We start from the raw sequence: 24,082 nt of genomic DNA on the forward strand, positions 1-24,082 counted from the left end.
TCGATGAACGGCCACATGGCTGCGGGCCGTACGCGGCAGAGAGATCGACGGCCCTATCGGGAGCCGTACAGGAGCGGAGGGCGCCTTGCGTGAGGCAGCTGGACTCATGCCGTCGGGAGGCGGATGAGCATCTTGCCGGTGTTGGTGCCCTTGAGCATGCCGAGGAATGCCTCGACGGTGTTGTCGATGCCATCGACGATGGTCTCTTCGTACTGGAGGGAACCGTCGTTCAGCCATGCTGCTGCCAACTGGGCGTATTCGGCGGCGAGGTCCTGGTGGTCACCGACGATGAAGCCGCGCAACGCGAGCCGTTTTCCGATCGCCTGGTACAGGTTGTCCGGGCCGGGCGGCGGAGTGGTGGCGTTGTAGACCGAGATCGCGCCGCACAGGGCGATACGGCCGTCGCGGTTCATGGCGTTGATCGCGGCACGCAGGTGGTCGCCGCCGACGTTGTCGAAGTAGACATCGATGCCATCCGGGGCGGCGAGCGCGAGCTGACCGTCGAGGTCGCCGGCCTTGTAGTCGATGGCGGCGTCGTAGCCGAACTCCTCTACCAGCCGCTTGGCCTTGACCGGGCCGCCCGCGGAGCCGATCACCTTGGTCGCACCGAAGTGCTTGGCCACCCGTGCGGCGATGATGCCCACCGCGCCGGCCGCACCGGAGACGAACACCACATCGCCCTCCTTGACGGGAGCGATGCGCTTGAGACCCGCATAGGCGGTGAGAGCGACCATGCCCAGCGCGCCGAGGTACGCCTGCGCGGGGGCGATCGTGGTGTCGAGGACCTGGACGGCAGCGGCATCGACGATCGCGTACTCCCGCCAGCCGAGGAAGTGCAGCACGGTCGCTCCGAGTGGGACGTGGCCGGCGTTGGAGGCGACGACTTCGCCGACCGCCGCGCCCTGCAGCGGCTCGCCGATCTGGAACGGCGGCACGTAGGACTTGACGTCGTTCATGCGACCGCGCATGTACGGGTCGACCGACAGCCAGGTGTTGCGGACCAGGACCTGGCCGGGGGCAGGTTCGCCGACCGGAACGTCGGCTACTGAGAAGTTCGCGGAGGTCGGTTCGCCCACCGGGCGGGAGGCGAGGCGGATCTCGCGGCTTGTTTCAGACATGGCAGTACTCCGGGTGTGAACAGTGTTTGGCGGATGTAGCCCGTCGGACGGGTTATAGGAGGCCGTTGATGACGGCTTCGGCGGCCGGCCGCATCAGGTGTGCCTGGTGTGGTGAGCTTTCGAAGCCGTGCGCCAGGGTCAGGCAGATGTCGGCGGCGTCCTGTGGCCGGTCGGTGCCCGCCTCCTTGAAGATCTCGGTGAGAAGGGTGCGCAGGCGGGCGGTGAAGGCGGTGCAGATGTCGCCGAACAGGCGGGCTCGGGCGTCCAGGAGCTCGGCGACGTGCGGGGAGTCCCTCAGCGCCAGTACGAGGTCGAGCTTGGCGGTGAGGATTCCCAGTGCCCGTTGCTCGGCGGTGGCGTCGGTGCGGGCGGCTGCGGCTTGTGCCGCCTCGAGCGCCCGGCTGTGCAGGCGCTCGGCGAGCAGGCGAAACGCCTCGTCCTTGTTGTGGACGTAGGTGTAGAGGCTTGACCGGGACAGGCCCATACGGTGGGCGATGTCGTCCATCGTGGTCCGGCGCACCCCGTACAGCAGCAAACACTCGTAGGTGGAGTCCAAGACCGCCGAGAGCCGGTCGGCATACATGGTCAGCGCAGCTGCTTGAGCAGTTCGGCGGCGAGCGGGCCGGACGACATCGGGTTCTGGCCGGTGACAAGGCTGCCGTCGATGACCACGTTCGGCGTCCACGGGGCCGCGACCCGCACGTCCGCGCCGATGGCCTTCAGCCGGTCCTCCAGCAGCCAGATCGCCTTGTCGGCCAGGCCGCCCTGTCGTTCCTCCTCGTTGGAGAAAGCGGTGATCTTCCGGCCGGCGAAGGCCGAGGTGCCGTCGGCGCGGTCGGCGGCCAGCAGCGCGGCCGGCGCGTGGCACACCACGCCCAGCGGTTTGCCGGACTCCAACGTCTCCACCAGCAGCCGGCCCGAGGCGGCGTCGACCGCCAAGTCCTCCATCGGCCCGTGACCGCCGGGGTAGAACACCGCCTGGTAGTCGGCCAGGTTGACCTCCTCCAGCTTCAGCGGCGTCACCAGTCCGGCGATCTCGGCCAGTTCGGGGGTGACATCGCGGCCGTCGTTGACCTCCGGCGCGAGGCTGCCCGGGTCGGCGGCCGGGACCACGCCGCCCGGCGTGGCGAAGACGACCTCGTGGCCCGCTTCGGTGAACGCCTTGTACGGAGTAAGGAGTTCCTCGGCCCAGAAGCCGGTCGGATGCTGAGTGCCGTCATTGAGCGTCCAATGGGTCGCACCGGTCACCACGAAAAGAATCTTGGACATCAGGGTCTCCTTGAAATGCGGTGAACCAGCAGCTCGACGTTCCGCGCTCGGATCGTCGATCCGCCGGAACCTCAAGCTAAGACCGGCACTCGCAGCCACAAAATAGACTCTTCAATGTGAGCGATAGAAAATCCAATGGACCGTTGGACCTGACGCAGCTACGGACCTTCCTGGCCGTCTACCGCGCCGGTTCCCTGACCGCCGCCGCCCGGCTCGTCGGTCTCTCCCAGCCGACCGTGACGACCCAGCTGCGCGCTCTGGAAGATCACATGGGCCGCCAACTATTCGAACGACTGCCCCGCGGCGTCATACCCACCCCCGCCGCCGACGACCTGGCAGCCCGACTCGCTGCCCCGATGGACGCCCTGGAAGCGATCGCCGGCGGTGGCACCCCCGATCAGGCGGTGCCCGAGCCACCGGTGCTTCTGGCCGGGCCTGCGGAGTTCCTCGCCGCCACCGTTATCCCCAGCCTTGGCCCGCTGCTGGAGAAGGGAGTCCGGCTCCGCATCACCACCGGCCTGTCAGAGGACCTCCTGGTGGGGCTTCATGCAGGCCGCTACGACCTCGTCGTCTCCACGATCCGCCCTCGCGGCCGCGCCCTGACCTCCGAACCCCTCGCCGACGAGGACTTCGTGCTCATCGCCGCCCCCAACTGGACCGACCAGATCGACCACGACCTCCTCACCTGCGACGGCCCCGCCGCCCTCGCCGACGTCCCCCTCATCTCCTACGCCGACGACCTGCCCATTCTTCGCCGCTACTGGCGACACGTCTTCGGCGCCCGCCTGGTCGCCGAACCCGCACTGGTCATCCCCGACCTCCGGGCCGTCAAGGCGGCCGCCGTCGCAGGTCTCGGCGTCACCGTTCTCCCTCGCTACCTGTGCACCGCCGAACTCGCCAACGGCACGCTCCGGCTCCTCCTCGACCCCGAAGACGCCCCCATCAACACCGGCTTCCTCGCCCAGCGCAGCGGCGCCAAGCCCCTCCACCACGTCGCCCTCGTCCGCGACCACCTTCTCCGGGTGACACACTCATGCTGATCGGCCGCATTTGCGACCGACCTTCGTGGTGTCGGCTTACTGGATCCTCGCGCGTCCGCCAGGGCGCTGCGGCTCGATCGCCCTCGCGGCTTTCACCGTCCGTCGCGGTCGCACCGTAGGGGGCGTGCGGTGTGAAACTTTCGCGGCGCCGCATGGTCGGGAGGAGCGTTCCGGCGAGTGCGGGCACCGCCGAGCAGCGGCTTTCCCGGCTGCCAGGTCACTCCGGCCGGGGGCGCGAACTCTGGCATTGACCCTCTCTCATCTCGGTCGTAATCTCCGAGCGAATCGATTCGCGAACCGGTTCGACATCGTTTGATCCACGCCAACCTCACGCATCGTCGCGCCTTGGCCGCCACCGCCGCCAGGCCGACGGCACCGTACGAGTGGCGCGGCCGTGAGCCCGCTCGATCGCGTCATCCGGGTCGCCCCGGACCGGAGGAAGGTTCGATGAGGATGAGAGGAAGACCGGGTCGTCTGGTGATGGCGGCCGGAATGGTGCTGGCGCTGGTGATTCCGTTGTCAGCGCCCGCACAGGCCGCCACCGAGTCGATGAACGTGAACCTGGCCGCCACGACGCGGCCGTCGACCGGAGTCGGCGAAGGCTTCCTGTACGGCATCAACCAGGACGGCACGCAGCCGCCGGACCAGTATCTGCAGCCGCTCCACCCCAACGCCTACCGCGCCGGCGGGCACGTGAACCGGGCCTGGATCGGGGACGGTTACAAGTACGGCTCCCAGACGCAGACGGACGTCAACACGGTGATCGCGCAGGCCAAGCGCCTCGCCCCGTACAACACCGAGTTCCAGGTACTCGTCACCGACCTGTACGGCCTCGACGGAGGGCAGCCGTCCAACACGGTGTACCCGTGCGACAACGGTGACTGCTCCAACTGGGTGAGCTTCATCGACGCGACAGTGGGCGCGCTCCAGGCGTCGGGACTGAAGTTCGCCTACGACATCGACAACGAGCCGGACATCTCCGTCTTCTGGAAGCGGGGCGTGAACAGTCCCCAGTACTTCCAGATGTGGGACACCGCCTACCGGGAGATCCGGCGCATCGCCCCGAACGCGAAGATCGTAGGGCCCTCACTCGCCTTCACCCCGCTGGGAAACCCGGGGGAGTGGCGGACGTGGCTGGCGCACGTCAAGTCCGCCGGCACGGTGCCGGATGAGATCACCAACCACGACGAGGGTGACGTCGACGACCCGGTGACCGTGGGGCAGGCCATCAACAGCGCGCTGGATTCCGCGGGAATCGCACGCCGACCCCTGTCGGCGAACGAGTATCAGCCTGCGGACCGGCAGACGGCCGGGGTGACGGCCTGGTACCTGGCCCGCTTCGCCCAGTCCGGCTACACCAACGCGATGCGCGGCAACTGGGTCTGCTGCCTGATCCCCAACCTGACCGGGATCGTCGCCGTGAACGGCGGCAGCTTCGCCGCCACCGGCAACTGGTGGGCGTTCCGCACCTACGCCGACCTCACCGGCAATCTGGTGTCGACCTCCGGGCAGGTCGGCAGCACGGCGATCTCCGCCGCCGCCGACAGCGCGAACAAGCGGGCCGTCGCCATCATCGGGGACTCCAACGGATACACCGGCGGCGCCTCGGTGACCTTCAGCGGACTGTCGTCGCTGCCCTGGCTGACCAACAACGGCAGCGTCCACGTCACCGTCTACCGGATCCCGGACCAGTCGCCGCTGAATGCGCGCCAAGTGGTCCTCGATCAGGACATGAGCGCCGCCGGCGGCTCAATCGCGGTGCCCGTCACGTTCCAGGCCTCACACGACGCGTTCGGCATCTACCTGACGCCGGCATCGGGTGGTGGCGGTGGTGGAACCGGCGCTTTCCCGAGTGGCTATCACCAGTTGGTGGTCGGTAGCGGTGGGCTGTGTCTGGATGTGTACGGGAATACGAGTGCCTCGGGTGCTGCGATCGATCAGTGGTCCTGTAATGGGCAGTCGAATCAGCAGTTCCAGTTCGTGCCGGGGTCGAATGGTTTTGGGGAACTGCAGGCGCAGAACTCCGGTCTGGTGGTCGGGGTCGCGAACGGTTCGACGGGGCAGGGGAGTCCGGACGTCGTGCAGCAGGCGCGTAGTGGTGCGGCGAGCACGATGTGGAAGCCGGTCGCCCAGTCCGACGGCTCCTGGTCTTTCCAGAACCAGAACAGCGGGTTGTGCCTGGACGTCTACGGCGCCGGCAGCAACCAGGGCCAGCAGCTGGATCAGTGGCCGTGCAAGAACGCGGCCGGAACCAACCAGGACTTCACCGCGAACTGACGACGGCGGCCTGACCCGGATCTCTCTTCGCCGGCGGGCGGGCACCGACCGCGCGCGTCGTGCCCGCCCGCCGGAGTACGACTCCGTGCGGTGAGCGGAGGGAAACTCTCGTTCGAAATGGAGGTCGAATGTGACCGCGAGTGAAGGCGCGTTCAGACCCGGGGGTGTCCGGCTCGGTGGCCGGGCCGCCGCCGTGGCGACCGTCGCGGTGGCGGCGGTAGTGGCGATGGTCATGGCGCTCGGCGTCGCCGTGCCGGCGGGGGCGGCGACGACGCTGAGGGCTCTGGCCGAGGCGGACGGGCGGTACTTCGGTACCGCGCTGACGGCCGGGGATCTGGGCATCAGCGGCGAGATGAACGTCGCGACGGCGCAGTTCGACATGGTGACCCCCGGCAACGAGATGAAATGGGACACCACCGAGCCGTCGAACGGGAACTACAACTTCGGGCCGGGCGACCAGATCCTCAACTTCGCCCAGTCGCACAACATGCGGGTGCGCGGACACAACCTGGTCTGGCACTCGCAGCTACCGGGCTGGGTGTCCAGCCTGCCCTCCAGCCAGGTCAAGTCGGTGATGGAGTCGCACATCACCACGGAGGCCACGCACTACAAGGGCAAGGTGTACGCCTGGGATGTCGTCAACGAGCCGTTCAATGAGGACGGCAGCCTACGCGCGGATGTGTTCTACAACGCGATGGGCAGCGGGTACATCGCGGACGCGCTGCGCACGGCGCACGCCGCCGACCCGAACGCGAAGCTGTATCTGAACGACTACAACATCGAGGGCGAGAACGCCAAGAGCAACGGGATGTACAACCTGGCGCAGTCGCTGCTGTCCCAGGGCGTGCCACTGGACGGCATCGGACTCGAAAGCCACTTCATCGTCGGGCAGGTCCCCTCCTCGCTGCTGGCCAACATGCAGCGGTTCGCCGCTCTGGGGCTGGACGTCGCGGTCACCGAGCTCGACGACCGTATCCAGCTGCCGGCCTCCGGCTCCGCCTTGGCGCAGCAGGCCACGGACTACGGCACCGTGGTCAAGGACTGCCTGACCGTCTCCCGTTGTGTCGGCGTCTCCCAGTGGGGTGTGGACGACGGGCATTCGTGGATTCCCGGCACCTTCCCCGGCTACGGCGCGGCCACCATGTACGACTCCAACTACCAGCCCAAACCCGCCTACAACGCCACCGTCGCCGCTCTCGGCGGGTCGCCTGGCGGTGGAGGCGGTTCCGGCAGCGGCGAGCTGCACGCGGTGGGTGCGGGAAAGTGCCTCGACGTTCCGAACTCCAGCACCACCGCGGGCACCCAGCCGCGGATCTGGACGTGCGCCGGAACGGGCAACCAGATCTGGACGCACACCGCCGCGAACGAGCTCACCGTCTACAGCGGCGGCACGACCATGTGCCTGGACGCTTACAACAAGCAGACGTCTGCGGGCACGAAGGTCGAGATCTGGCAGTGCAACGGCGGCACCAACCAGCAGTGGCAGGTCAATGCGAACGGCACCGTCACCGGCGTGCAGTCCGGCCTCTGCCTGGATGTGACCGGCGCGTCGACCGCCAACGGCGCCCTGGTCGAGCTGTGGACCTGTAACGGCGGCAGCAACCAGCAATGGACCCTCGGATGACGAGCTGGACGCCGAGGCCGGCCGCCCCGACCGGCAGAGCGGGAGACACTGGGCGGCGCATCCCGCCGCCATGACACCTGAGGCCGTGGCCCGGGCCGGCACCGCGACGCCGGCCCGGGCCGCGGCGCGATGGCGTGTCAGATGCGACCTTGCGCACCGATTCCGTTGAGGACGCGTTCGAGCCCGTGCTGGAAGCGCGCGGCGGGGGATAGGTGTGACATCCGGGACTCCAGTATGGACCGGGTGAACAGCGGATAGGTGCCCGACTCGACGACCTGTCGGACGTAGGGCCCGACGTAATCGCGCTTCCAGGTTTCCGGGTCCAGGCCGGTGCGGCGGGCTTCTTCCTGCCAGCCGATCTCGCGGTGGATCGCGCTGTGGACGTAGTCGTTGAGCATGCCGACGTAACCGGTCACGTCGTCGATGTCGGGGACGAGCCCGTCGAGTGCGGCCAGGGCGAACTCGTGTACGCGCAGTAGCTGAGGGCCGAGGGTGGGGCGGCCGGAGAGCAGTGGGATGAGCCACGGGTGGCGTAGGCCTGCGGTCCGCGTCTGGTGGGCGACCAGGGACAGGTCGGATCGCCAGTCGCTGGAGGGGCGATCGGGGAGCTCGACCTCGCCGATGACCGTGTCGATCATCAGGTCGAACAGGTCGTCGCGCTTGGGCACGTAGCGGTAGAGCGACATGGCGCCGGTGCCGAGTTCGCCGGCGATTCTGCGCATGGTCGTGGCGTCCAGACCCTCGGCGTCGGCGATCTGGACGGCCGTCCGGGTGATCTGGTCCCGGCTGTAGCCGGGGCGCCGTCCGGGCCCGGAGCGCTCCAGACGTTCGGGTCGCATCCAGATGCTCGTCGGCTGGTCGTCGGACATCCGCACGCTCCTTCCATTTGCGTACAGAGTACCTGAATGGGCTATGGTCTCATTTCGAGTACGAGGTACGCGAAAGAAGGTCGAGCCGTGGATTCATCTCTTCGTACGGGTGTGATCGGGGTGATGATCGGAATGATCACTGCCCCGCTTGACGGCATGATGCTCGGGCAGGCCCTGCCGACGATCGTGGGAGATCTCGGCGGTCTGAAGTACTTCTCCTGGGTCGCGACCTCCTACCTGATCTGCATGGCCGCCGCGACGCCGATCTGGGGAAAGCTCGGTGACCTGTACGGGCGAAAGCCCGTTTACATGGCCTCGATCGTGCTGTTCCTGCTGGGCTCGGGGCTGTCGGGGATGTCGCAGGACATGATCCAGCTCATCGGCTTTCGTGCGGTGCAGGGGTTGGGCGCCGGAGGTCTGATGGTGGGTGCCCTGGCGCTCATCGCCGAGCTGGTGCCGCCACGGCACAGTGGCAAGCTCATGGGGCTGTTCGGGACGATGATGCCGATCGCCTTCATCGCCGGCCCCCTCCTCGGAGGCCTGTTCACCGAACAGCTCAACTGGCGCTGGGCGTTCTACGTCAATCTGCCCGTCGGAGCCGTCGCCCTGCTGCTCATCGGCGCAGCCGTACGGCTGCAGCCGCGACGGATCCGCGCCAGGATCGACTACCTGGGAGCGGTGCTGCTGACGACCGCCCTGGCGGCGCTGAGCCTGATCGCGAGCTGGGGCGGCACACAGTACGCCTGGACGTCCGGCCCGATTCTCGCGCTGGCTCTGACCGGAGTGTTGTCGCTGGCCGCGCTGGTGAAGGTGGAACGGCGCGCCATCGAGCCGATCGTGCCCTTGCGGCTGTTCGCCGACCGGAACTTCACTCTCGCCCAGATCGTGCGCTTCCTCGGCGGCGTCGGCATGGTGATCGCGGCCAACTTCCTGCCCCAGTACATGCAACTGGTCCAGGGCGCCTCGCCGATCGTCAGCGGCCTTCTGGTGCTGCCCTCGATGCTGGGCATGGTCGCCGTACTGGTCGGCACCGGCCGGCTGATCAGCCGCACCGGCCGATACCGGATCTATCCGATCCTTGGCGGCGCCACCTTGGCCGTCGGCATGCTCCTGCTGCTCGTGCTCCGGCCGGGCACCAACCCGGTCCTCGCCTCCGGCCTCACCCTGGTCGGGGGCATCGGAGTCGGCCTGCTGACGCAGAGCACCACGATCATCACCGTCAACAGCGCCGAGCCACGAGACATGGGGGCGGCCAGCGGTTCCGTCACCCTCTGGCACACCATGGGCGCGTCGCTGGGCGTGGCCGCGCTCGGCGCCCTGTACACCGACCGGCTGCAGGAAACCCTCGCACAACGCCTCGGCACCCGGACCGCCGATCGGATCGCCACCGGCCGGCTGACGGCACAGGCACTCCAGCAGTACCCGGCGCCCGTGCGCGCGGCGGCCCGCGTCGCCGTCTCCGACGGCATCCACGCCATGGCCACCGGCGCCGCCGTTCTGGGCCTCATCGCCTTCGTCCTGGCCTGGTTCATCCGCGAGGTCCCCTTGCGTGACCGGATGCCCGCCGAACCCGCCACGGCGGCGGCATGAGGACCCGCATGTCGTACGAACGACAGAGCGTGCACGTCCGCATCGTGTTGGACGTCATCTGCGCGCACTCCTAGCTCGGCTACACCCGCTTCACCCGCGCCGCGGACCGCCTCCGCGACGAGGGTGTCCACCCAGACCGAGGACACGTTGTACGCGGCGCTCAAGAAAGCCGCGCATACGAACGGAGAAGACCGTGACCGATAGACCACTGAGACTCGCCGTCATCATCGGCAGCATCCGCGATGGCCGTTTCGGGCCCACCGTGGCCACCTGGTTCGCCGGGGAGGCCGCACGCCGTACCGACAGCGAGGTCGACCTGATCGATCTGGCGGACGTACCGATCGGCGCGGCCGCCCCGTCCGTCTCGCCGCCACCGCAGGTGCTGACGGCCCTGGGCGATCTGACACCGCGGCTCGAAGCGGCCGACGGGTTCGTGATCGTGACCCCTGAGTACAACCACAGCTACCCGGCGGCATTGAAGAACGCGATCGACTGGCACAACGCTCAGTTCCACGCCAAACCGGTGGCATTCGTCTCCTACGGCGGCCTCAGCCGGCGGACTGCGTGCCGTGGAGCATCTGCGCGCGGTCTTCGCCGAACTTCATGCCGTCACCACGAGGGACACGATCAGCTTCCACGGCACGTGGGAGTCCTTCGGCGAGGACGGCGGCCCAAGGACCCGAACGGGCAGGCGATGGCCGCCAAGACGCTGCTCGACCAGCTGACGTGGTGGGCGCGAGTGCTGCGCGACGCCAAGGCCACCACTCCCTACAACGCGTAACGGAAAGGCAGGAACATGACGTCATTGACCGGGAAGACGGCGCTGGTGACCGGCGGGAGCAGGGGCATCGGCCGAGCCATCGCCACCCGGCTCGCGAGGGAGGGGGCTCGGGTCGCCGTGCACTACGGCAGCGACCACACCGCGGCGAAGGACACGGTGTCGGCCATCGAAGCGGCGGGCGGGCAGGCCTTCGCCATCCACGTCGAGCTGGGTGCACCAGGAGACGCCGAAACGCTGTGGGCCGCGTTCGACGCCCACGCCGACGGCCTCGACATCCTGGTCAACAACGCCGGGATCCTCGGTGACCAGGCCGAGATCGACGGCGTGACCAGGGAGGGCTTCGAGCGGCTGTTCGCCGTCAACACCGCGGCCCCGTTCTTCATCACCCGACTTGCCCTGCCGCGGCTGCGCGACGGCGGCCGGATCGTCACGGTCGGCACCATGCTGACACGAGGCCCGGCCATGCCACGGGCCATCGACTACGCCATGTCCAAGGCGGCCCTCGACGTGCTCACCTCGACGCTCGCCAAGCAACTGGGCCCACGCGGCATCACGGTCAACATCGTGGCACCGGGGGTGATCGACACCGACATGCACCAGGGGCGGCTGGTCGGCGAGGCCCTGACGTGGCTGGAGTCCCTGTCGGCGCTGGGCCGGCTGGGCACACCGGAGGATGTCGCCGGCGCGGTGGCGTTCCTGGCCTCCGACGACAGCCGCTACATGACCGGTCACCGCCTGGACGTGTCAGGCGGGACGACCGTATAGCCCGAACGACCGCGCGCTGACCTGTGGGTTGAAAAGTAGGTCTGAACAGCGCTCGCCGTTCTTGTCCAGACCTATCTTGCGTTCCGCCTTCCGACGTCTACGCCACGCCCCCGGCACCCGCGGAGTGGCGGGTGCCGGGGGAGAACAGCGCCGGCCGGACGTCTCCGCTCGTCCGGCCGGCACGATCACAGGGCGAATGGCATGAATGCGGGTTACGGGTTCAGTTCTGGGTCCACTTCTGGTTGCTTGCGCCGTTACAGGTCCCGAGGACCATCAGCGTGCCGTTGGTGGTTCCGGAGTTGTTCGGGCTCAGGCACAGGCCGGACTGCACGCCGGTGACCGTGCCGTCGGCGTTCAGGTTCCACTGCTGGTTGGAGCCGCCGTTGCAGTCCCAGATGAGCACCCGGGTGCCCGCGGACGTGCCTGCGCCCTCGGCGTCCAGGCACTTGGAGCCGTACACCTGCAACTGCTTCGACGAGGTGGACGTCCACTGCTGGTTGGTCCCGCCGTTGCAGTCCCACAACTCGACCTGGGTGCCGTTGTTCTGCGAGACGTTCGGGACGTCCAGGCACCGGTCGGAGGCGGCGTTGACCAGTGTGGACGTCGACCCGCCCGTACCGCCGCCCGAGCCGGGGGTGATCTTGAGGTTGTCGAACTGGGCGGTCTCGCCCTGGCTGGTTCCCAGGCCGACCTGGCCGGCTCCGTAGGTGGAGTCGTTCACCGAGCCGAGGGAGTTGCCGTCGACGGTGGCGGTGATGGTGCCGCCGGAGAAGCCGAGGGCGAGGGTGTGCCACCGGTTCGTGCCGAGTGCGGAGGTCGTGCCGCTGCGCAACGTCGTCCACTGCGCGCTGGTGTTGGAGCGCAGGATCGACCAGGCGCCGGTGTCGCTGACCCGCAGGTAGTAGGCGTTCAGCCCGTTCGGGTCGCCGGTGCTCTGCGAGCCGGCGCGGCCGATGAGTTCGGCGTATCCGGACTTCTCCAGCAGCGCGTCGGAGGAGACGGTGTAGTTGTTCCAGTTGGTGTTGCCCAGCAGCGCGTACGGGTCGGAGATCGGCTTCCACCCGATCGCGGCCTGCGTGCTCGCCTGGCGGACGCACATGCCGGAACGGCCGCCGCCGCAGGCGCTCGCCTCGAACGCGCCCTGCATGTCCATGAGGTACTTCGCCTCGTGGCCGGCGGTGGAGGAGTCGAAGTCGTCGCTGTACGGCAGGTTGAGCGATCCCTGAGCCGGGCCGGCGGCGGTGCCCTTGCCCTGGCCGGTCGTGGTCGTGACGGTGTAGAGGTAACCGGGCTGGACGGTCAGGGAGTAGTTCCCACCGGACGGGGTGATGTCGGCGGAGTGCACGAAGTAGTCGGCCTGGTTGCCGGAGTTGAGGTTGGTCGCCCACACGTGCACCTGGCCGGTGGACAGGCCGCCGGCGACGCTGAAGTTCAGGGTCTGGGCGCTCGTGGCGTCCATCGTCTCGATGATCGTGCTGTAGTCGGTGTTGTTCGTCGACTTCAGCGACACGTAGCTGCCGTTGTTCCGGTTGCCGCCGAGGTAGCCGCTGGAGGAGTCGAGGTACTTCCACCCGGGCGCGGTGAACTGGGTGGTGTGCGCCAGCGCCCAGGTGTCCTTGCCGACCGCGTAGTGCCCCGACCACGGCTGGTTCGCCAGGATCAGCCCCACGGTCGGCCACGGGATGTTCGGCGTGACCGACGCGATCAGGTCCCAGTTGAGGTAGGCGGTCATCTTCCCGTCGATGTAGGACCGGTTGACGCCCCGGGCCAGCGGTGCGGCGCCGCCGTTGTAGTCCTGCGATCCGTTCTCGCTCGACCACAGCGTCTTGCCGGAGTTGATGAAGTTCGACGGCACCGAGCACGAGGTCTGCGCGCTCAGGTATCCGCAGGGGTAGTGCCCGCTCAGGACGTCCACGTCGTTACGGAAGGTGGCGTTGCTCGCGACCTGGTCGGCCCCGACCCAGGCGCCCGGGTACTGGTCACCGACGATGATCTTGACGTTCGAGTAGCCGGCCGAGTTCAGCGCGTTGCGGAGGTTGATCGTCCAGTTGACGTCCCAGAGCTTCTCGTTCTGGGCGGCCGTGAGGTAGTCGATCGACAGGTTGTGCTGCTTGGCGCAGCCCAGCCACGACACCAGATAGTTGATCATGTCGGTGGACAGGAACGAGCCGCCCCCGATCCACCCCGGCGCGCCCCAGGCCAGCCCGACCAGCTTGATGTTGGGATTGCGCGCCTTGGCCTGCTCCATGATCCACCACTCGTAGCCGCGGTCGCAGTTCAGGTCGCCGCGGAAGTGGGAGTGGCTTGGCTCGGCGCCGCTGGTGGAGTTGGTGTCGCCCCCGATCTCCGCCTTCAGGATCTGCAGGGAGGCGCCGTAGCCGGGTTTGAACAGGTAGTCGAGGATCTGGCCGCGCTGCGGCTCGGGGTAGTCGATCAGCAGCCGGCTGTTGCCGCCGCCACCGCTGACCGCGCCGACGCCGTCGAACGTACGGCCGCCCGACGCGCCGTTGACGGTGATCGAGGTGGCCGCCCGGGCCGGCGTCGTCGCAGCGCCCACGACGCCGCTCGCGGCCAGGACGACGCCGACGACCACGATCATTGAGACTCTGAGCCGCCGGAGCAATCGGCTGATTCCTGGCATGGGGATTCGTCCCTTTCTGGGGGTGGTTGGAACGAGTCGGCCGATCAGGTACGCGTCCATTGCTGGTTGCTGCCGCCGTTGCAGGTCCAGATCTCCACGGCGGTGCCGTTCGCGGTGCCCCGGCCGGTGACGTCCAGGCACAGTCCCGCCGGCCCCGACCACGGTGCCGTCGGCGTTCAGGCGCCACTGCTGGTTCGTCCCGCCGTTGCAGGTCCAGATCTCCACCCGGGTTCCCGGGCTGGTGGCGTTGTTCGGCACGTCCAGGCACTTCCCGCCGTACACGGTCAGTTCGTTGCTCGCGTTCAGGGTCCACTGCTGGCCGGCGCCGCCGCCGCAGTCCCAGATCTGCAGGAGGGCGCCGTCGCTCTGGCTGCCGTTGGGCACGTCCAGGCACCGGTTGGATCCGACGCCGCGGAGCACGCCGGTGTCCCCGCCGCCACCGGACGGGGAGCCCGTGCCCGCGTTCGAGATCACGGACTGGGCGCCCGAGGGCCAGGCGCCGTTGCTGACCTGGGTGTTGCCGTAGACCGTGTTTCCGCGGTCGCCGTTGTTGATGTTGGTGCCGCCGTTGCTGTACCAGTTGTTGGTGAGGGTGAGCGTGCCCGTGTTGTTGTTGGCGTTGGCGTTCATCGTCGCCCAGACGCCGCCGGTGCTGGAGAACACGTTGCCCGTGGCGGTGAAGTACCGCGAGCCCTCGTCGAAGTACAGACCGAAGTAGCCGTTGGTCCGCAGGCAGTAGTTGCCGCTGATGCGCCCGTTCGGGTTCGCCGACAGTCCGTAGATGCATCCGCCGTCGTTCATCTGCTGCATGACGTCGTGCACGTAGTTGTCGGTGATCTGGTTGTTCGACGCGGTCGTGGCGGTGCTGTAGCGCGGCTGGTAGTTGTAGAGGCCGCGGTTCGCGTAGTCGTTGCTGCCGCCGGCGTCGTTGGCACCCCAGCCGAATCCGTCCGAGATGCCGGAGTACGGCATGTTGTAGACCTCGTTGTGGGAGATCGTGGCGTTGGTGACGTACGTGGGCAGGAACGAGCTGCTGTCGCGGTAGTCGACGCCGACGTCGTGCACCGTGTTGTAGCTGATCGTGATGTCCCGGTTGATCATCCGCGAGTCGCTGGGGTGGTGCGCGTCGGCCTGCACGCCACCGGCCAGGATGGCGCCGGCCGCGTCACCGCTGAAGGTCGACTTGGTGACGGTGATGGAGCCGGCACCCAGGCCGACGCCGCTGGCGTGGGCGTTGGCGTCGTTGCCGATGCCCATCGCGATCTGGCCCAGGTTGACGAACTGGTCGCCGCTGAAGGCGATGTGGTTGGCGGCCGAGACCTGCACCGCGCCAGGCATCTGGCTCCAGTGCGGCCGGGCGGACTCGAACGCGGTGCAGCCCGAGTTACACGATCCGAACGCCGGCCATGACCAGTTCCCGGCGAGGTAGCCACCGGTCTGCTGGTCCGCGAAGCCCTGGTTGCCGGACGGCCCCAGCCAGCTCGTCCCGGTGAAGGTGATGCCGGAGAAGGAGATGTCGTGGGCGGGGGCGTCGTAGGTGCCGCCGACGTCCAGCAGCGACTGCAGCCTCGGCAACTCCACGTCGGCGCTGCTCATGTTCTGCCCGGACCGCGGAATGTAGTAGAGGGTGCCGGTGCCGGTGTTGAGGTACCACTCGCCGGGTGAGTCGAGGAACTCGTAGGCGTTCTCCACGTAGAGCGGGCCCGCGCGGAACGGGTTGGTGAACGTGTCCCACCCGAAGGTGTTGTTGTTCCAGGCCGGCTGCTGCATCGTGATCTGGTTACCGCCGATGCTCTGCACGGTTACGTACCGGTCGGTCCAGGAACCGATGGCCTCGACCTCGACGCGGTTCTGGTTCGCCAGGTTGTTCAGGTATCCCAGGGCGCTGTTGGAGAAGTGCAGGCCGCTGCTGTTGGCGGTGAAGTCGGAGCGGTTCACCTGGGTACGAGCCCTGGTGGCCGGCGCGCCGTCGACGTAGAGCTGCCGGGTGTCGATCCCGGTTCCCACGCTCGCCTTCCAGATGTTCTTGGACGAGTCGGCCAGGCTCCATCCGGTGACCGCCTGGGCGCCGGTGACCACCGGATGCGCCCCGGAAGCGGCCTGCCAGCTGACGGTGTGACCGCCGGTGCCGGAGTCGGTCGCGGTGAACCGCAATGGCGCGGTCTGCCGGTAGACGCCGTCGGCGAGCTGCACGACGATGTCGCCGGACATCCCGCCGTTCATCGACCGCACCGCCGCCTGCGCGCCCGCCAGTGAGCACGGCGCTGCGGAGGTACAGGCGCTGCCACTGCCCGACGGCGAGGCATAGATCGTCGTGGTGGCCGCCGATGCGGGAGCCGCCGGGGAGATGAGGGTGAATGCCGCGGCCAGTCCGACGGCGGCGGTTCTGGCCGCGGCCGCCCATCTGCGGCGGCCGAACGGGAGTGCGGAAGACATGACGGAATGCCTCTCAGGACGTGGACGGCCCTGCTGGTGGCCGTACGGTTCGACCCTTCGAATCGATTCGCTAGCACCGGTTCGAGCGGATGGTATGACCAGTGATCAAGGGGGTCAATGGCCTTTCATAGGCCTTTCGAACCGATTCGGCGACGCGCAGCGCCCGTTCCCGAGCCAGACGGGGATCAGCCGAAGACGCGGCGCTGGATCTCCCGCCGGTAATCCTCGAGCGTGTTGTCCAGGTGGACGGCGGCGGCGCGGGCGGCCGCGTCCGGGTCGCCGCCGCGGATCGCCTGGTAGATCGCGGCGTGTTCCTCGACCGCCTCCTCAGCGTGGCCGCCGACCGTGCCGTGCAGCCCGATGGCGCTGGATTGGCGCTGCAGGCGGCGGGCCTCGCGGACCGCCGCGACGAGGAACGGGTTGTGCGAGGCGGTGGCGATGCCGAGATGGAAGTCGTCGTCGCCGCGGTCGAACAGCGCGGACTGCCCGGTCGCATGGCCTTCGCGGCAGGTCTCGACGGCGGTCTCGATGGCGCGCAGCTCGGCGGGGGTGGCCCGGGTCGCGGCCAACCGGCTGGCCGCGGTCTCCTGTACCCGGCGGAACTCGAACAGCATGTACACGTGGTCGAGGTCCGTTGGCAGGAAGAAACCCTCCCAGCGCGACGAGCCGAGCATGCCCTCGTCGTCGGCGACGTAGAGCCCGCGGCCTTTCTGCGCGCGTACCCGGCCGATCGCGGAGAGGATCTTGACGGCATCGTGCACGACCGTCCGGCCGGTACCAAGCCGCGCGGCCAGCTCGTTCTCGGTGGGCATGCGGTCACCGGGGCGCAGCCGTAGCTCGGCGATGAGCTCGAGGATCTGTTCGGCCACCAGCTCGTAGCGGGGCCGGTACGCACCGGCTCCCTGCGTGCCGTCCCGTTCTCGCGCGGACCCATCGGCCGACGTCGATACGGGCGTGCCGTCCACCGGGCTGCCTCCTTCGTCGCGATCCACACCGAGAGTATGGCCCATCGCCACACCACTGCGGAGAGCATACATATCCGACAGCCGAGCTCGGCAGATAGATATGACTCATTCTTCCTCCGATCTTTCAGGTCTCGAGGACTCACACGTCAAACGGCTAGGAACATCTCCTACCCGTAACATGCTCGAAAAAATAGGTGTGCTCATCCTCTTGACTGTCAGAGTGTGCGGGCGCTCTCATGGGGCCACGACGAATCGCCAGGTTTGCTGTGATAGGGGGTGATCGGGGTGGCCGTGCGGACCATCTGGGTCATGCGGGGGCTCCCAGATGAGTCGGACACATATCGCCTGCCGTTGCCTGCGAGATCCGGTCGGCGGGCGCCCGTACGTCAGTGGAGCAGCTCATGACAGTGAAGGTTCGCGCCGACGGCGCGAGGACATCGGGCAGGGCCCGCCGGCGCGCCGCGTTCATGGCCCTCGGTGGCGCACTCGTCCTGGCGGCCGCCGCGGCCTGCGGCAGCGGGTCCGGCGGCACCACCGGCGGCGCCCAGGGCGGATTCCGTGAGGCGCCGCAGACCGCCGGTCCGCTGACGGTGTGGGTCGACGCGACACGGCTCGCGGCCGCGAAGCTGTACCAGAAGCAACACCCCGCGGTGAAGATGAACATCGTCACCTACGACGGGGACGCCAACGGCTCGAACTACCTCCAGACCAAGGTGAGCCTGTTCAACCGCACCCGCAAGGGGTGGCCGGACGTCGTCTTCAGCACGCAGAACAACGAGGCCTCCTGGGCGGTGCAGGCGGGCTTCACCGCCCCGCTGAACAAGGGCCTGATCCCGCAGTCGACCCTCTCCGGATGGGCCCCGAACGCCAATGCCCCGTGCACGGTGAACGGCACGCTGTACTGCCTGCGCAACGACCTGTCCCAGACGGTGCTCTGGTACAACGCCCCGCTCATGAAGAAGTGGGGCTACGACGTCCCCAAGACATGGGAGGACTTCGAGGCGCTCGGGCAGAAGGTCGCCACCCAGCACCCCGGCTACCTGGTCGGCTCAGCGGGCGACAGCTTCACCCCGGAGATCTACATGTGGGCCGGCAAATGCGGCGCCAACCAGATCACCGGCCCGCGGTCGATCACCGTCGACACCACCAGCGCGAACTGCACCCGCATGGCGTCGCTGCTGGACACCCTGATCAAGAACCACACCATGACGATGAGCAGCGTGTTCAGCTCCGACTTCGACAAGAACAAGGCCGACAAGATCCTCATGCTGCCCGGCCCGGCATGGTTCGGCGGCGCGCTCTTCCAGAGCACGTTCAAGACCCCCGCCGGCCAGGTCGCGGCCGCCCCGATGCCGCAGTGGTCCGGCGACTCGAACCCCACCGTGGGCAACGTCGGCGGTGGCACCTGGCTGCTGTCGGCGCACAGCGCCCACATCAAGCCGGCCACCGACTTCGTCACCTGGGTGACCACCGCGGACGACTACCAGGGGAAGGTCGCCCCCGGCTATCCCGCGTCCGCGTCCGCCGCCAAGACGTGGCTGACGAACCAGACCTCGTCCCACTACTACGCCAACGACATCTCCGGGCCTCTCCAGGCCGCGGCCGGCCAGGTCTGGTCCGGCTGGGGCTACGGGCAGTTCAGCCAGGAGGCGATCTGGGCGGCCAAGGTCACCCCGGGCGTGACCGCCGGCAAGACCATCGTCTCGCTGCTCCCCGCCTGGAAGACCGCCATCGCGAACTACGCGCAGGCCGACGGGTACAAGGTAGGCCCGTGACCGAGCCTTCCACCACCACCGCCGGCGGTCGGGTCGGGGCACCGCGCGCACGACGCGCGTGGTGGCCCGGCCGGGCCGGCCACGCCTTCGTCGCCCCGTACGTCGTGCTGCTGATCGCGTTCGGCGTCGTCCCGACGGTCTACGCGATCGACTTCGCCTTCACCGACGCCACGGGCCGCTTCGCGGGCCTGGCGAACTTCACCTCCGCGGCGGCCGACTTCCGGTTCGTCCCGGCGATCGGCCACGTGGCGCTGTACCTGCTCTTCTGGCTCGTCGCGCTGGTCGTACTCGTGGTCGGGCTCGCACTGCTGCTGCACGGCCTCACCGCGCGCGCCACCGACCGGACGCTGCGGTTCCTCTACTACATCCCCGGGGCGCTGGCCGGGGCGGCGAGCGTGATGGTCTGGCTGTTCATGCTCGACCCGGCGGTCAGCCCGGCCGGCTTCCTGCTGCGCGCCTTCGGCCTCGGCACCTTCCCCCAGGTCATCGCGCCGGGACACCTGCCCGTCCTGCTCGCCGTCATCGCGTTCTGGACCGGCGCGGGCGGCTGGATCGTCGTCATGTACGGCGCGCTGAACACCATCTCCACCGACGTTCTGGAGGCGGCGCGGATCGACGGGGCCGGGCCCTGGCAGATCGCCCGCCGCATCCAGATCCCGCTGCTGCGCAAGTGGATCGTCTACATGGTGATCCTCGCCTTCGCCGTCGGCACTCAGCTGTTCGTCGAGCCACAGCTGCTGTCGCAGGCGAGCAACGGCGTGGCCGGCCGGGACTACTCGCCGAACCAGCTCTCCTACGACTTCGCCTTCCAGAACAACAACGTGAACACCGCCGCGGCCGTCTCGGTCGAGCTGCTGGTGGTCGGGCTCGTGGTCGCGGGCCTGTTCGTCGCCCGATCGGGGTTCTTCGATGCCGACTGACACCCGGCGGCGTCCCGCCGCGTCCGCCCGAACCGGCGCCGCGCGGGAGGCGGCGAGCCAGGGACGGCCCCGCCGCGCCGCCCGGCCGCCGAACCCGCTCCGCGCCCTCGTACTGGTCGCGTTCCTGCTGTTCTTCTTCGTCCCGGTGCTCTGGCTGGCACTGGCCGCCACCAAGACCGACGCACAGCTGGTCCACGGCGACCCGCTGTCCTTCGGGTCCTGGTCCGCGCTGCGCCACAACTGGGACAAGCTCACGGCGTACCAGGATGACGCGATCTTCCTGTGGCTGCGAAACTCCGCGCTGTACTCGTTCCTCGCCCTCGCGATCACGCTGGCCGTGACGATCCCGGCCGGCTACGCGCTCGCGATGACCGAGTTCCGCGGCCGGCGCACCCTCCTCGTGGCCACCCTCGTCGTGATGCTGATGCCGAACGCGACGCTGGTGGTGCCGCTCTTCCTCGAGATCAACGCGGTGCACCTGGTCGGCTCGATGTGGTCGGTCGTGCTGCCGTACTCGTTCTATCCCTTCGGCGTGTACCTGACCTACATCTACTTCAGCACCGCGTTGCCCAGAGAACTGCTGGCGGCTGCGAAGCTCGACGGCTGCTCGGAGTTCGGCGCGTTCCGGCGCATCGCCCTGCCGCTGGCGGCGCCGGTCGTCGCGCTGGTCGGCTTCTTCGGCTTCGTCGCCAACTGGACCAACTACTTCCTGCCCTACGTTCTGCTGCCGGAGAGCCGCCAGTTCCCCGTTCAGGTCGGTCTCGGAACGCTGCTCGACAACGTCCCCCAGTTCAACCCGACCGCCGGCACGCTCGCGGTCGAGCGGCCCGAGCTCGCCCTGGCGACGCTGCTGGCGATCACACCCGTGCTCGCCGTCTTCGTCTTCTCCCAGCGCTTCCTGGTCGCCGGAATGCTCGCCGGCGCGACAAAGGACTGACCCGAGCGGCGCGGCGGCATGCAGCCCACGCTCGCCGTCGGATGCGGCCGCGCCCTGGATAGGAGAACCCCGGATGCTCCCCGTCATCACGGCCTCGGTACCGGTGCTCGAACCGCCGGGCTGGGCGATCGCGCAGCGCGGCCTGTTCGACCTGCTCGACCACGCCTGGCGCCGATTCGCGCACGACTTCACCGGACCGGACGGACGTCTGCTCTACAACGGCCGGCTCACCTCGCGCGACGGCGTGGACGACTTCTATGAGACGTTCTTCAACTGGCCGCAGCTGTACCTGCTGGGCGGGGCCGATGACCTGCTCGCCGCGTCCGAACGTCACTGGCACGGCGTGACCCGTCAGCTCACCGAGCTGGGCATGCTGCACGAGGAGTACGAGCGGGGCTACGACTGGTTCCACCAGGGCGAGAGCCTGCTGCTGCTCTACTTCCTGTGCATGGCCGCGCCCGATCGCTGGGCGGAACGGGCGCTGCGGTTCGCCGACCTGTACGCCGACCCGGCGCACGGCGACTACGACCCCGAGCACCGCATCATCCGGCGCGCGCACAACGGCAGCGATCCGCGGCGGGAGGGGCTCTTCGACGGCGCGAGCTATCCCTGGCTGCCCAAGGAGGCCGCGATGTACGGCTTCCCACTCGACTGGGTGCTGCCGCCTGGGACCGGCGAACCCGAGCGCGACCGCGACCCGCGGCTCGGCGAGGAGATGCGCCGCCGCATGGGCGTCGGTGACACCGCGGTCAACCTCGCCGCCTCCGGACTCGTCCTCAACGCCTGGATGCTGTCCGGCGAGCCGCGCTACCGGGACTGGATCGCCCAGTACGTCGGCGCGTGGCGCGAGCGCGCGGCCGCGAACGGCGGTGTCATTCCCGACAACGTCGCCCCCGACGGCACGGTCGGCGGTCTGCTGGAGGGCCGCTGGTACGGCGGGCACTACGGCTGGTCCTGGCCGCACGGCTGGTACAGCGTCGGACACGCCGCGATGGTCGCGGCCCTGGCGGGCGCCGCCGCAACCGGCGACGACTCCTTCCTCGACCTCGTACGCCCGGCGCTGGACGAGATGATCGCGCACGGCAAGGTCATGGCCTTCACCGAGGCCGACTCCAGCCTCCGGTCGAAATGGACCGTGCAGCTGGCGGAGGACGTGCACACCCCGACCCTGCACGTGCCGTTCCGGCATGGCGACAAGGGCTGGTTCGACCACAACCCGATGCTGATGGGAGTGCCCACCGCGCTGTGGCACCACTCCGCCTCCGCTGCCGACCGGGAACGCATCGAGCGGCTGCGCGCGGCCTGCGGGTACGACTGGCGTACCGTGCGGTCGTTCCGAAGCAAGGAGGAGGCCGGGCACGAGGAGCCCTGGTTCGCCTTCCTCGCCGGTGACGACCCCGGCTATCCGGAACGGATCCTCGCCGCCGCCCAGGCGCAGGTGCGGCATCGCCTGACCCGCATGGAGCATTACCGCGGCTGGGACGTGCCCGAGGCCGACATCCACCTCTGGCAGCAGTCCAACCCCGTCGTGACCGAGGCGCTGGTCCAGCTGACCTGGGGCGGCCCGCAGGTCATCTACAACGGCGGGCTGCAGCAGGCGCGCGTACGCCACTACGACGCGGACGCCCGCCGCCCCGGCCTGCCGCCGTCGGTGGCGGCCCTCGTCTCCGCCATCGACCCGGACGCGACCGTCGTCGACCTGGTCAACCTCGATCCGCGGGCCACGCGCCGCGTCATCGTCCAGGCCGGGGCGTTCGCCGAGCACACGATCCACACCGTGCGCCACACCGTCTGCCCCGACCCCTCCTGGATCGGCGACCTGTACGACTACGGGCACGGCCGGCCTGCGGTGACGTCCACCGAGACGCAAGTCGGCGGGCCCTGGCTCCTCGTGGAACTGCCCCGCTCGACCCGCGTCCGCCTGACGCTGCGGCTCGACCTGCGCACGCGCCCGCCGTCGTACCGCACCCCGTTCGACGCGCCGGCCGTCGATGACCCGTCACCACGCTCCTCGACACGAGAGGATCCGCGATGACAGGTCCGGCTCGCCGACGGCGCGTCGCCTATGCCGGGCCCCGGCGCCTGACGCTCGGCACCGCCGAGCCCACGTCGTTGCCGGCCGACCACGTCCGCGTCGACGTGGCCTACACCGGGATCTGCGGTACCGACCTGCGCATCTTCCACGGCGACATGGACGACCGAGTGAACCCGCCCCGCGTGATCGGACACGAGATGTCCGGCCGGATCACGCAGGTCGGGTCCGAAGTCCGCGAATGGTGGCCGGGCGACCAGGTGACCGTCATGCCGCTCGTCCGGTGCGGGGGCTGCCCGGCCTGCCGGGCGGGCCATCCGCACCTCTGCCACCGGCTGATCTTCCTCGGCATCGACGCGCCGGGCTCCCTGCAGAACAGCTGGACGGTGCCCGCCTCCGCGCTCGTCCGGCTCCCGCTCGGCGCGCGTCTCGACCACGCCGCCCTCGTCGAGCCCACTGCGGTGGCCGTGCACGGCGTACGGCGTGCGGGCCTGCGGCCGGGCGAGAAGGCGATCGTGGTCGGCGGCGGCCCGATCGGGCTGCTCGTCGCGATCGTCGCCCGCCGGACCGGAGCCGACGTGCTGCTGGTGGAGGCCGACCCGCACCGCACGTCCGTCGCCGAAGAGCTCGGACTGCGCACGCTCGACCCGAGCGGCGACCGCCTCGCCCTGGTGGTCGGGGAGTGGACCGTCGGCGCGGGTGCCGCGGTGGCCTTCGAGGTCTCCGGCCTCGCGGCCGGTGTCGCCACCGCGGTGGACGCGCTGGCCGTCCGCGGTCGCATGCTGCAGGTGGCCGTCCATCCGGTCCCGCGGGAGATCAGTCTGCACCACCTGCTACGGCGGGAGCTGACCCTGCTCGGCGCCTGCTTCTACGATCGGGCGGACTTCGAGACGGCCGTGGGCCTGATCGCCGACGGCGACGTCCCCGCCCAGGCACTGATCTCCCGGATCGAACCGCTCGATCGGGCCGTGCATGCCTTCGAGGCCCTCGATGCCGGTACGGGCGTGCTGAAGGTCCTGGTCGACTGCCGGGCGGACTGAACG

17 protein-coding genes are annotated in these 24,082 nt (G+C 68.9%); 11 read left to right on the forward strand and 6 right to left on the reverse strand.

Features of this window, described 5'->3' with window-relative positions; all coding sequences use genetic code 11:
• Window positions 1-104: 104 nt before the first annotated feature.
• From ACYVF7_RS21715 to ACYVF7_RS21725, 3 genes are read right to left on the reverse strand one after another with little or no spacing between them, the layout of a single operon-like run.
• On the reverse strand, window positions 105-1,118 hold the full coding sequence (locus ACYVF7_RS21715) for an NADP-dependent oxidoreductase (RefSeq protein WP_460343481.1): 1,014 nt from the start codon (window positions 1,116-1,118) through the stop codon (window positions 105-107).
• A gap of 52 nt (window positions 1,119-1,170) precedes the next feature.
• On the reverse strand, window positions 1,171-1,701 hold the full coding sequence (locus ACYVF7_RS21720; RefSeq protein ID WP_460343484.1) for a TetR/AcrR family transcriptional regulator: 531 nt from the start codon (window positions 1,699-1,701) through the stop codon (window positions 1,171-1,173).
• A gap of 2 nt (window positions 1,702-1,703) precedes the next feature.
• Window positions 1,704-2,387: a type 1 glutamine amidotransferase domain-containing protein gene (locus tag ACYVF7_RS21725; RefSeq protein WP_460343487.1), complete on the reverse strand. Its 684-nt coding sequence runs from the start codon at window positions 2,385-2,387 to the stop codon at window positions 1,704-1,706.
• 116 nt (window positions 2,388-2,503) lie between these two features.
• On the opposite strand from ACYVF7_RS21725, the gene ACYVF7_RS21730 reads away from it, so the two are divergent.
• The 3 genes from ACYVF7_RS21730 to ACYVF7_RS21740 all read left to right on the forward strand — a co-directional run bounded on the left by ACYVF7_RS21730 (window position 2,504) and on the right by ACYVF7_RS21740 (window position 7,328).
• Complete coding sequence (locus ACYVF7_RS21730; protein ID WP_460343491.1) at window positions 2,504-3,427, forward strand: LysR family transcriptional regulator; 924 nt, start codon at window positions 2,504-2,506, stop codon at window positions 3,425-3,427.
• A 453-nt stretch (window positions 3,428-3,880) separates the two neighbouring features.
• Window positions 3,881-5,704: an RICIN domain-containing protein gene (locus ACYVF7_RS21735; protein ID WP_460343494.1), complete on the forward strand. Its 1,824-nt coding sequence runs from the start codon at window positions 3,881-3,883 to the stop codon at window positions 5,702-5,704.
• A gap of 130 nt (window positions 5,705-5,834) precedes the next feature.
• Window positions 5,835-7,328 (forward strand): endo-1,4-beta-xylanase, encoded by a 1,494-nt coding sequence (locus tag ACYVF7_RS21740; protein ID WP_460343497.1) that lies wholly within the window; start codon window positions 5,835-5,837, stop codon window positions 7,326-7,328.
• A gap of 137 nt (window positions 7,329-7,465) precedes the next feature.
• Here the strand turns inward: ACYVF7_RS21740 and ACYVF7_RS21745 are convergent, their stop codons facing one another.
• A complete protein-coding gene (locus ACYVF7_RS21745) occupies window positions 7,466-8,197 on the reverse strand; it encodes a TetR/AcrR family transcriptional regulator (protein WP_460343500.1) in 732 nt (243 codons plus the stop codon).
• Window positions 8,198-8,284: 87 nt separating this feature from the next.
• Here ACYVF7_RS21745 and ACYVF7_RS21750 point away from each other — a divergent pair, with 87 nt between their 5' ends.
• The 3 genes from ACYVF7_RS21750 (at window position 8,285) to ACYVF7_RS21760 (ending at window position 11,333) form a co-directional block, all read left to right on the forward strand.
• Window positions 8,285-9,787, forward strand: coding sequence for an MDR family MFS transporter (locus tag ACYVF7_RS21750; protein WP_460343502.1), 1,503 nt, complete (start codon window positions 8,285-8,287; stop codon window positions 9,785-9,787).
• A gap of 193 nt (window positions 9,788-9,980) precedes the next feature.
• The gene (locus tag ACYVF7_RS21755) at window positions 9,981-10,568 is read left to right on the forward strand and encodes an NADPH-dependent FMN reductase (RefSeq protein WP_460343504.1); all 588 of its coding nucleotides are present in this window, start codon (window positions 9,981-9,983) and stop codon (window positions 10,566-10,568) included.
• Between the two features lie 15 nt (window positions 10,569-10,583).
• The gene (locus ACYVF7_RS21760; protein WP_460343507.1) at window positions 10,584-11,333 is read left to right on the forward strand and encodes an SDR family NAD(P)-dependent oxidoreductase; all 750 of its coding nucleotides are present in this window, start codon (window positions 10,584-10,586) and stop codon (window positions 11,331-11,333) included.
• A 220-nt stretch (window positions 11,334-11,553) separates the two neighbouring features.
• Here ACYVF7_RS21760 and ACYVF7_RS21765 read toward each other — a convergent pair whose 3' ends face one another.
• Both ACYVF7_RS21765 and ACYVF7_RS21770 read right to left on the reverse strand, forming a co-directional pair.
• Window positions 11,554-16,410: a ricin-type beta-trefoil lectin domain protein gene (locus ACYVF7_RS21765; protein ID WP_460343510.1), complete on the reverse strand. Its 4,857-nt coding sequence runs from the start codon at window positions 16,408-16,410 to the stop codon at window positions 11,554-11,556.
• A gap of 185 nt (window positions 16,411-16,595) precedes the next feature.
• A complete protein-coding gene (locus tag ACYVF7_RS21770; protein ID WP_460343513.1) occupies window positions 16,596-17,402 on the reverse strand; it encodes a FadR/GntR family transcriptional regulator in 807 nt (268 codons plus the stop codon).
• Window positions 17,403-17,776: 374 nt separating this feature from the next.
• Here ACYVF7_RS21770 and ACYVF7_RS21775 point away from each other — a divergent pair, with 374 nt between their 5' ends.
• The 5 genes from ACYVF7_RS21775 to ACYVF7_RS21795 all read left to right on the forward strand — a co-directional run bounded on the left by ACYVF7_RS21775 (window position 17,777) and on the right by ACYVF7_RS21795 (window position 24,079).
• A complete protein-coding gene (locus ACYVF7_RS21775; protein WP_460343516.1) occupies window positions 17,777-19,150 on the forward strand; it encodes an ABC transporter substrate-binding protein in 1,374 nt (457 codons plus the stop codon).
• A complete protein-coding gene (locus ACYVF7_RS21780) occupies window positions 19,147-20,070 on the forward strand; it encodes a carbohydrate ABC transporter permease (protein ID WP_460343519.1) in 924 nt (307 codons plus the stop codon). The genes ACYVF7_RS21775 and ACYVF7_RS21780 overlap by 4 nt, the downstream gene beginning before the upstream one ends.
• A complete protein-coding gene (locus ACYVF7_RS21785; protein WP_460343522.1) occupies window positions 20,060-21,007 on the forward strand; it encodes a carbohydrate ABC transporter permease in 948 nt (315 codons plus the stop codon). The genes ACYVF7_RS21780 and ACYVF7_RS21785 overlap by 11 nt, the downstream gene beginning before the upstream one ends.
• 73 nt (window positions 21,008-21,080) lie before the next feature.
• On the forward strand, window positions 21,081-23,042 hold the full coding sequence (locus ACYVF7_RS21790) for a hypothetical protein (protein ID WP_460343525.1): 1,962 nt from the start codon (window positions 21,081-21,083) through the stop codon (window positions 23,040-23,042).
• The gene (locus ACYVF7_RS21795; protein ID WP_460343528.1) at window positions 23,039-24,079 is read left to right on the forward strand and encodes a zinc-dependent alcohol dehydrogenase; all 1,041 of its coding nucleotides are present in this window, start codon (window positions 23,039-23,041) and stop codon (window positions 24,077-24,079) included. The genes ACYVF7_RS21790 and ACYVF7_RS21795 overlap by 4 nt, the downstream gene beginning before the upstream one ends.
• Window positions 24,080-24,082 lie beyond the last annotated feature (3 nt).

The sequence above is a fragment of the Actinoallomurus acanthiterrae genome (assembly GCF_054775715.1).

What these genes read in the sequence shown, in the direction of transcription:
- ACYVF7_RS21715 (WP_460343481.1), bottom strand. Translation starts at nt 1,118, where the DNA reads ATGTCTGAAACAAGCCGCGAGATCCGCCTCGCCTCCCGCCCGGTGGGC.
- ACYVF7_RS21720 (WP_460343484.1), bottom strand. Translation starts at nt 1,701, where the DNA reads ATGTATGCCGACCGGCTCTCGGCGGTCTTGGACTCCACCTACGAGTGT.
- ACYVF7_RS21725 (WP_460343487.1), bottom strand. Translation starts at nt 2,387, where the DNA reads ATGTCCAAGATTCTTTTCGTGGTGACCGGTGCGACCCATTGGACGCTC.
- ACYVF7_RS21735 (WP_460343494.1), top strand. Translation starts at nt 3,881, where the DNA reads ATGAGAGGAAGACCGGGTCGTCTGGTGATGGCGGCCGGAATGGTGCTG.
- ACYVF7_RS21745 (WP_460343500.1), bottom strand. Translation starts at nt 8,197, where the DNA reads ATGTCCGACGACCAGCCGACGAGCATCTGGATGCGACCCGAACGTCTG.
- ACYVF7_RS21760 (WP_460343507.1), top strand. Translation starts at nt 10,584, where the DNA reads ATGACGTCATTGACCGGGAAGACGGCGCTGGTGACCGGCGGGAGCAGG.
- ACYVF7_RS21765 (WP_460343510.1), bottom strand. Translation starts at nt 16,410, where the DNA reads ATGTCTTCCGCACTCCCGTTCGGCCGCCGCAGATGGGCGGCCGCGGCC.
- ACYVF7_RS21775 (WP_460343516.1), top strand. Translation starts at nt 17,777, where the DNA reads ATGACAGTGAAGGTTCGCGCCGACGGCGCGAGGACATCGGGCAGGGCC.
- ACYVF7_RS21785 (WP_460343522.1), top strand. Translation starts at nt 20,060, where the DNA reads ATGCCGACTGACACCCGGCGGCGTCCCGCCGCGTCCGCCCGAACCGGC.
- ACYVF7_RS21790 (WP_460343525.1), top strand. Translation starts at nt 21,081, where the DNA reads ATGCTCCCCGTCATCACGGCCTCGGTACCGGTGCTCGAACCGCCGGGC.
- ACYVF7_RS21795 (WP_460343528.1), top strand. Translation starts at nt 23,039, where the DNA reads ATGACAGGTCCGGCTCGCCGACGGCGCGTCGCCTATGCCGGGCCCCGG.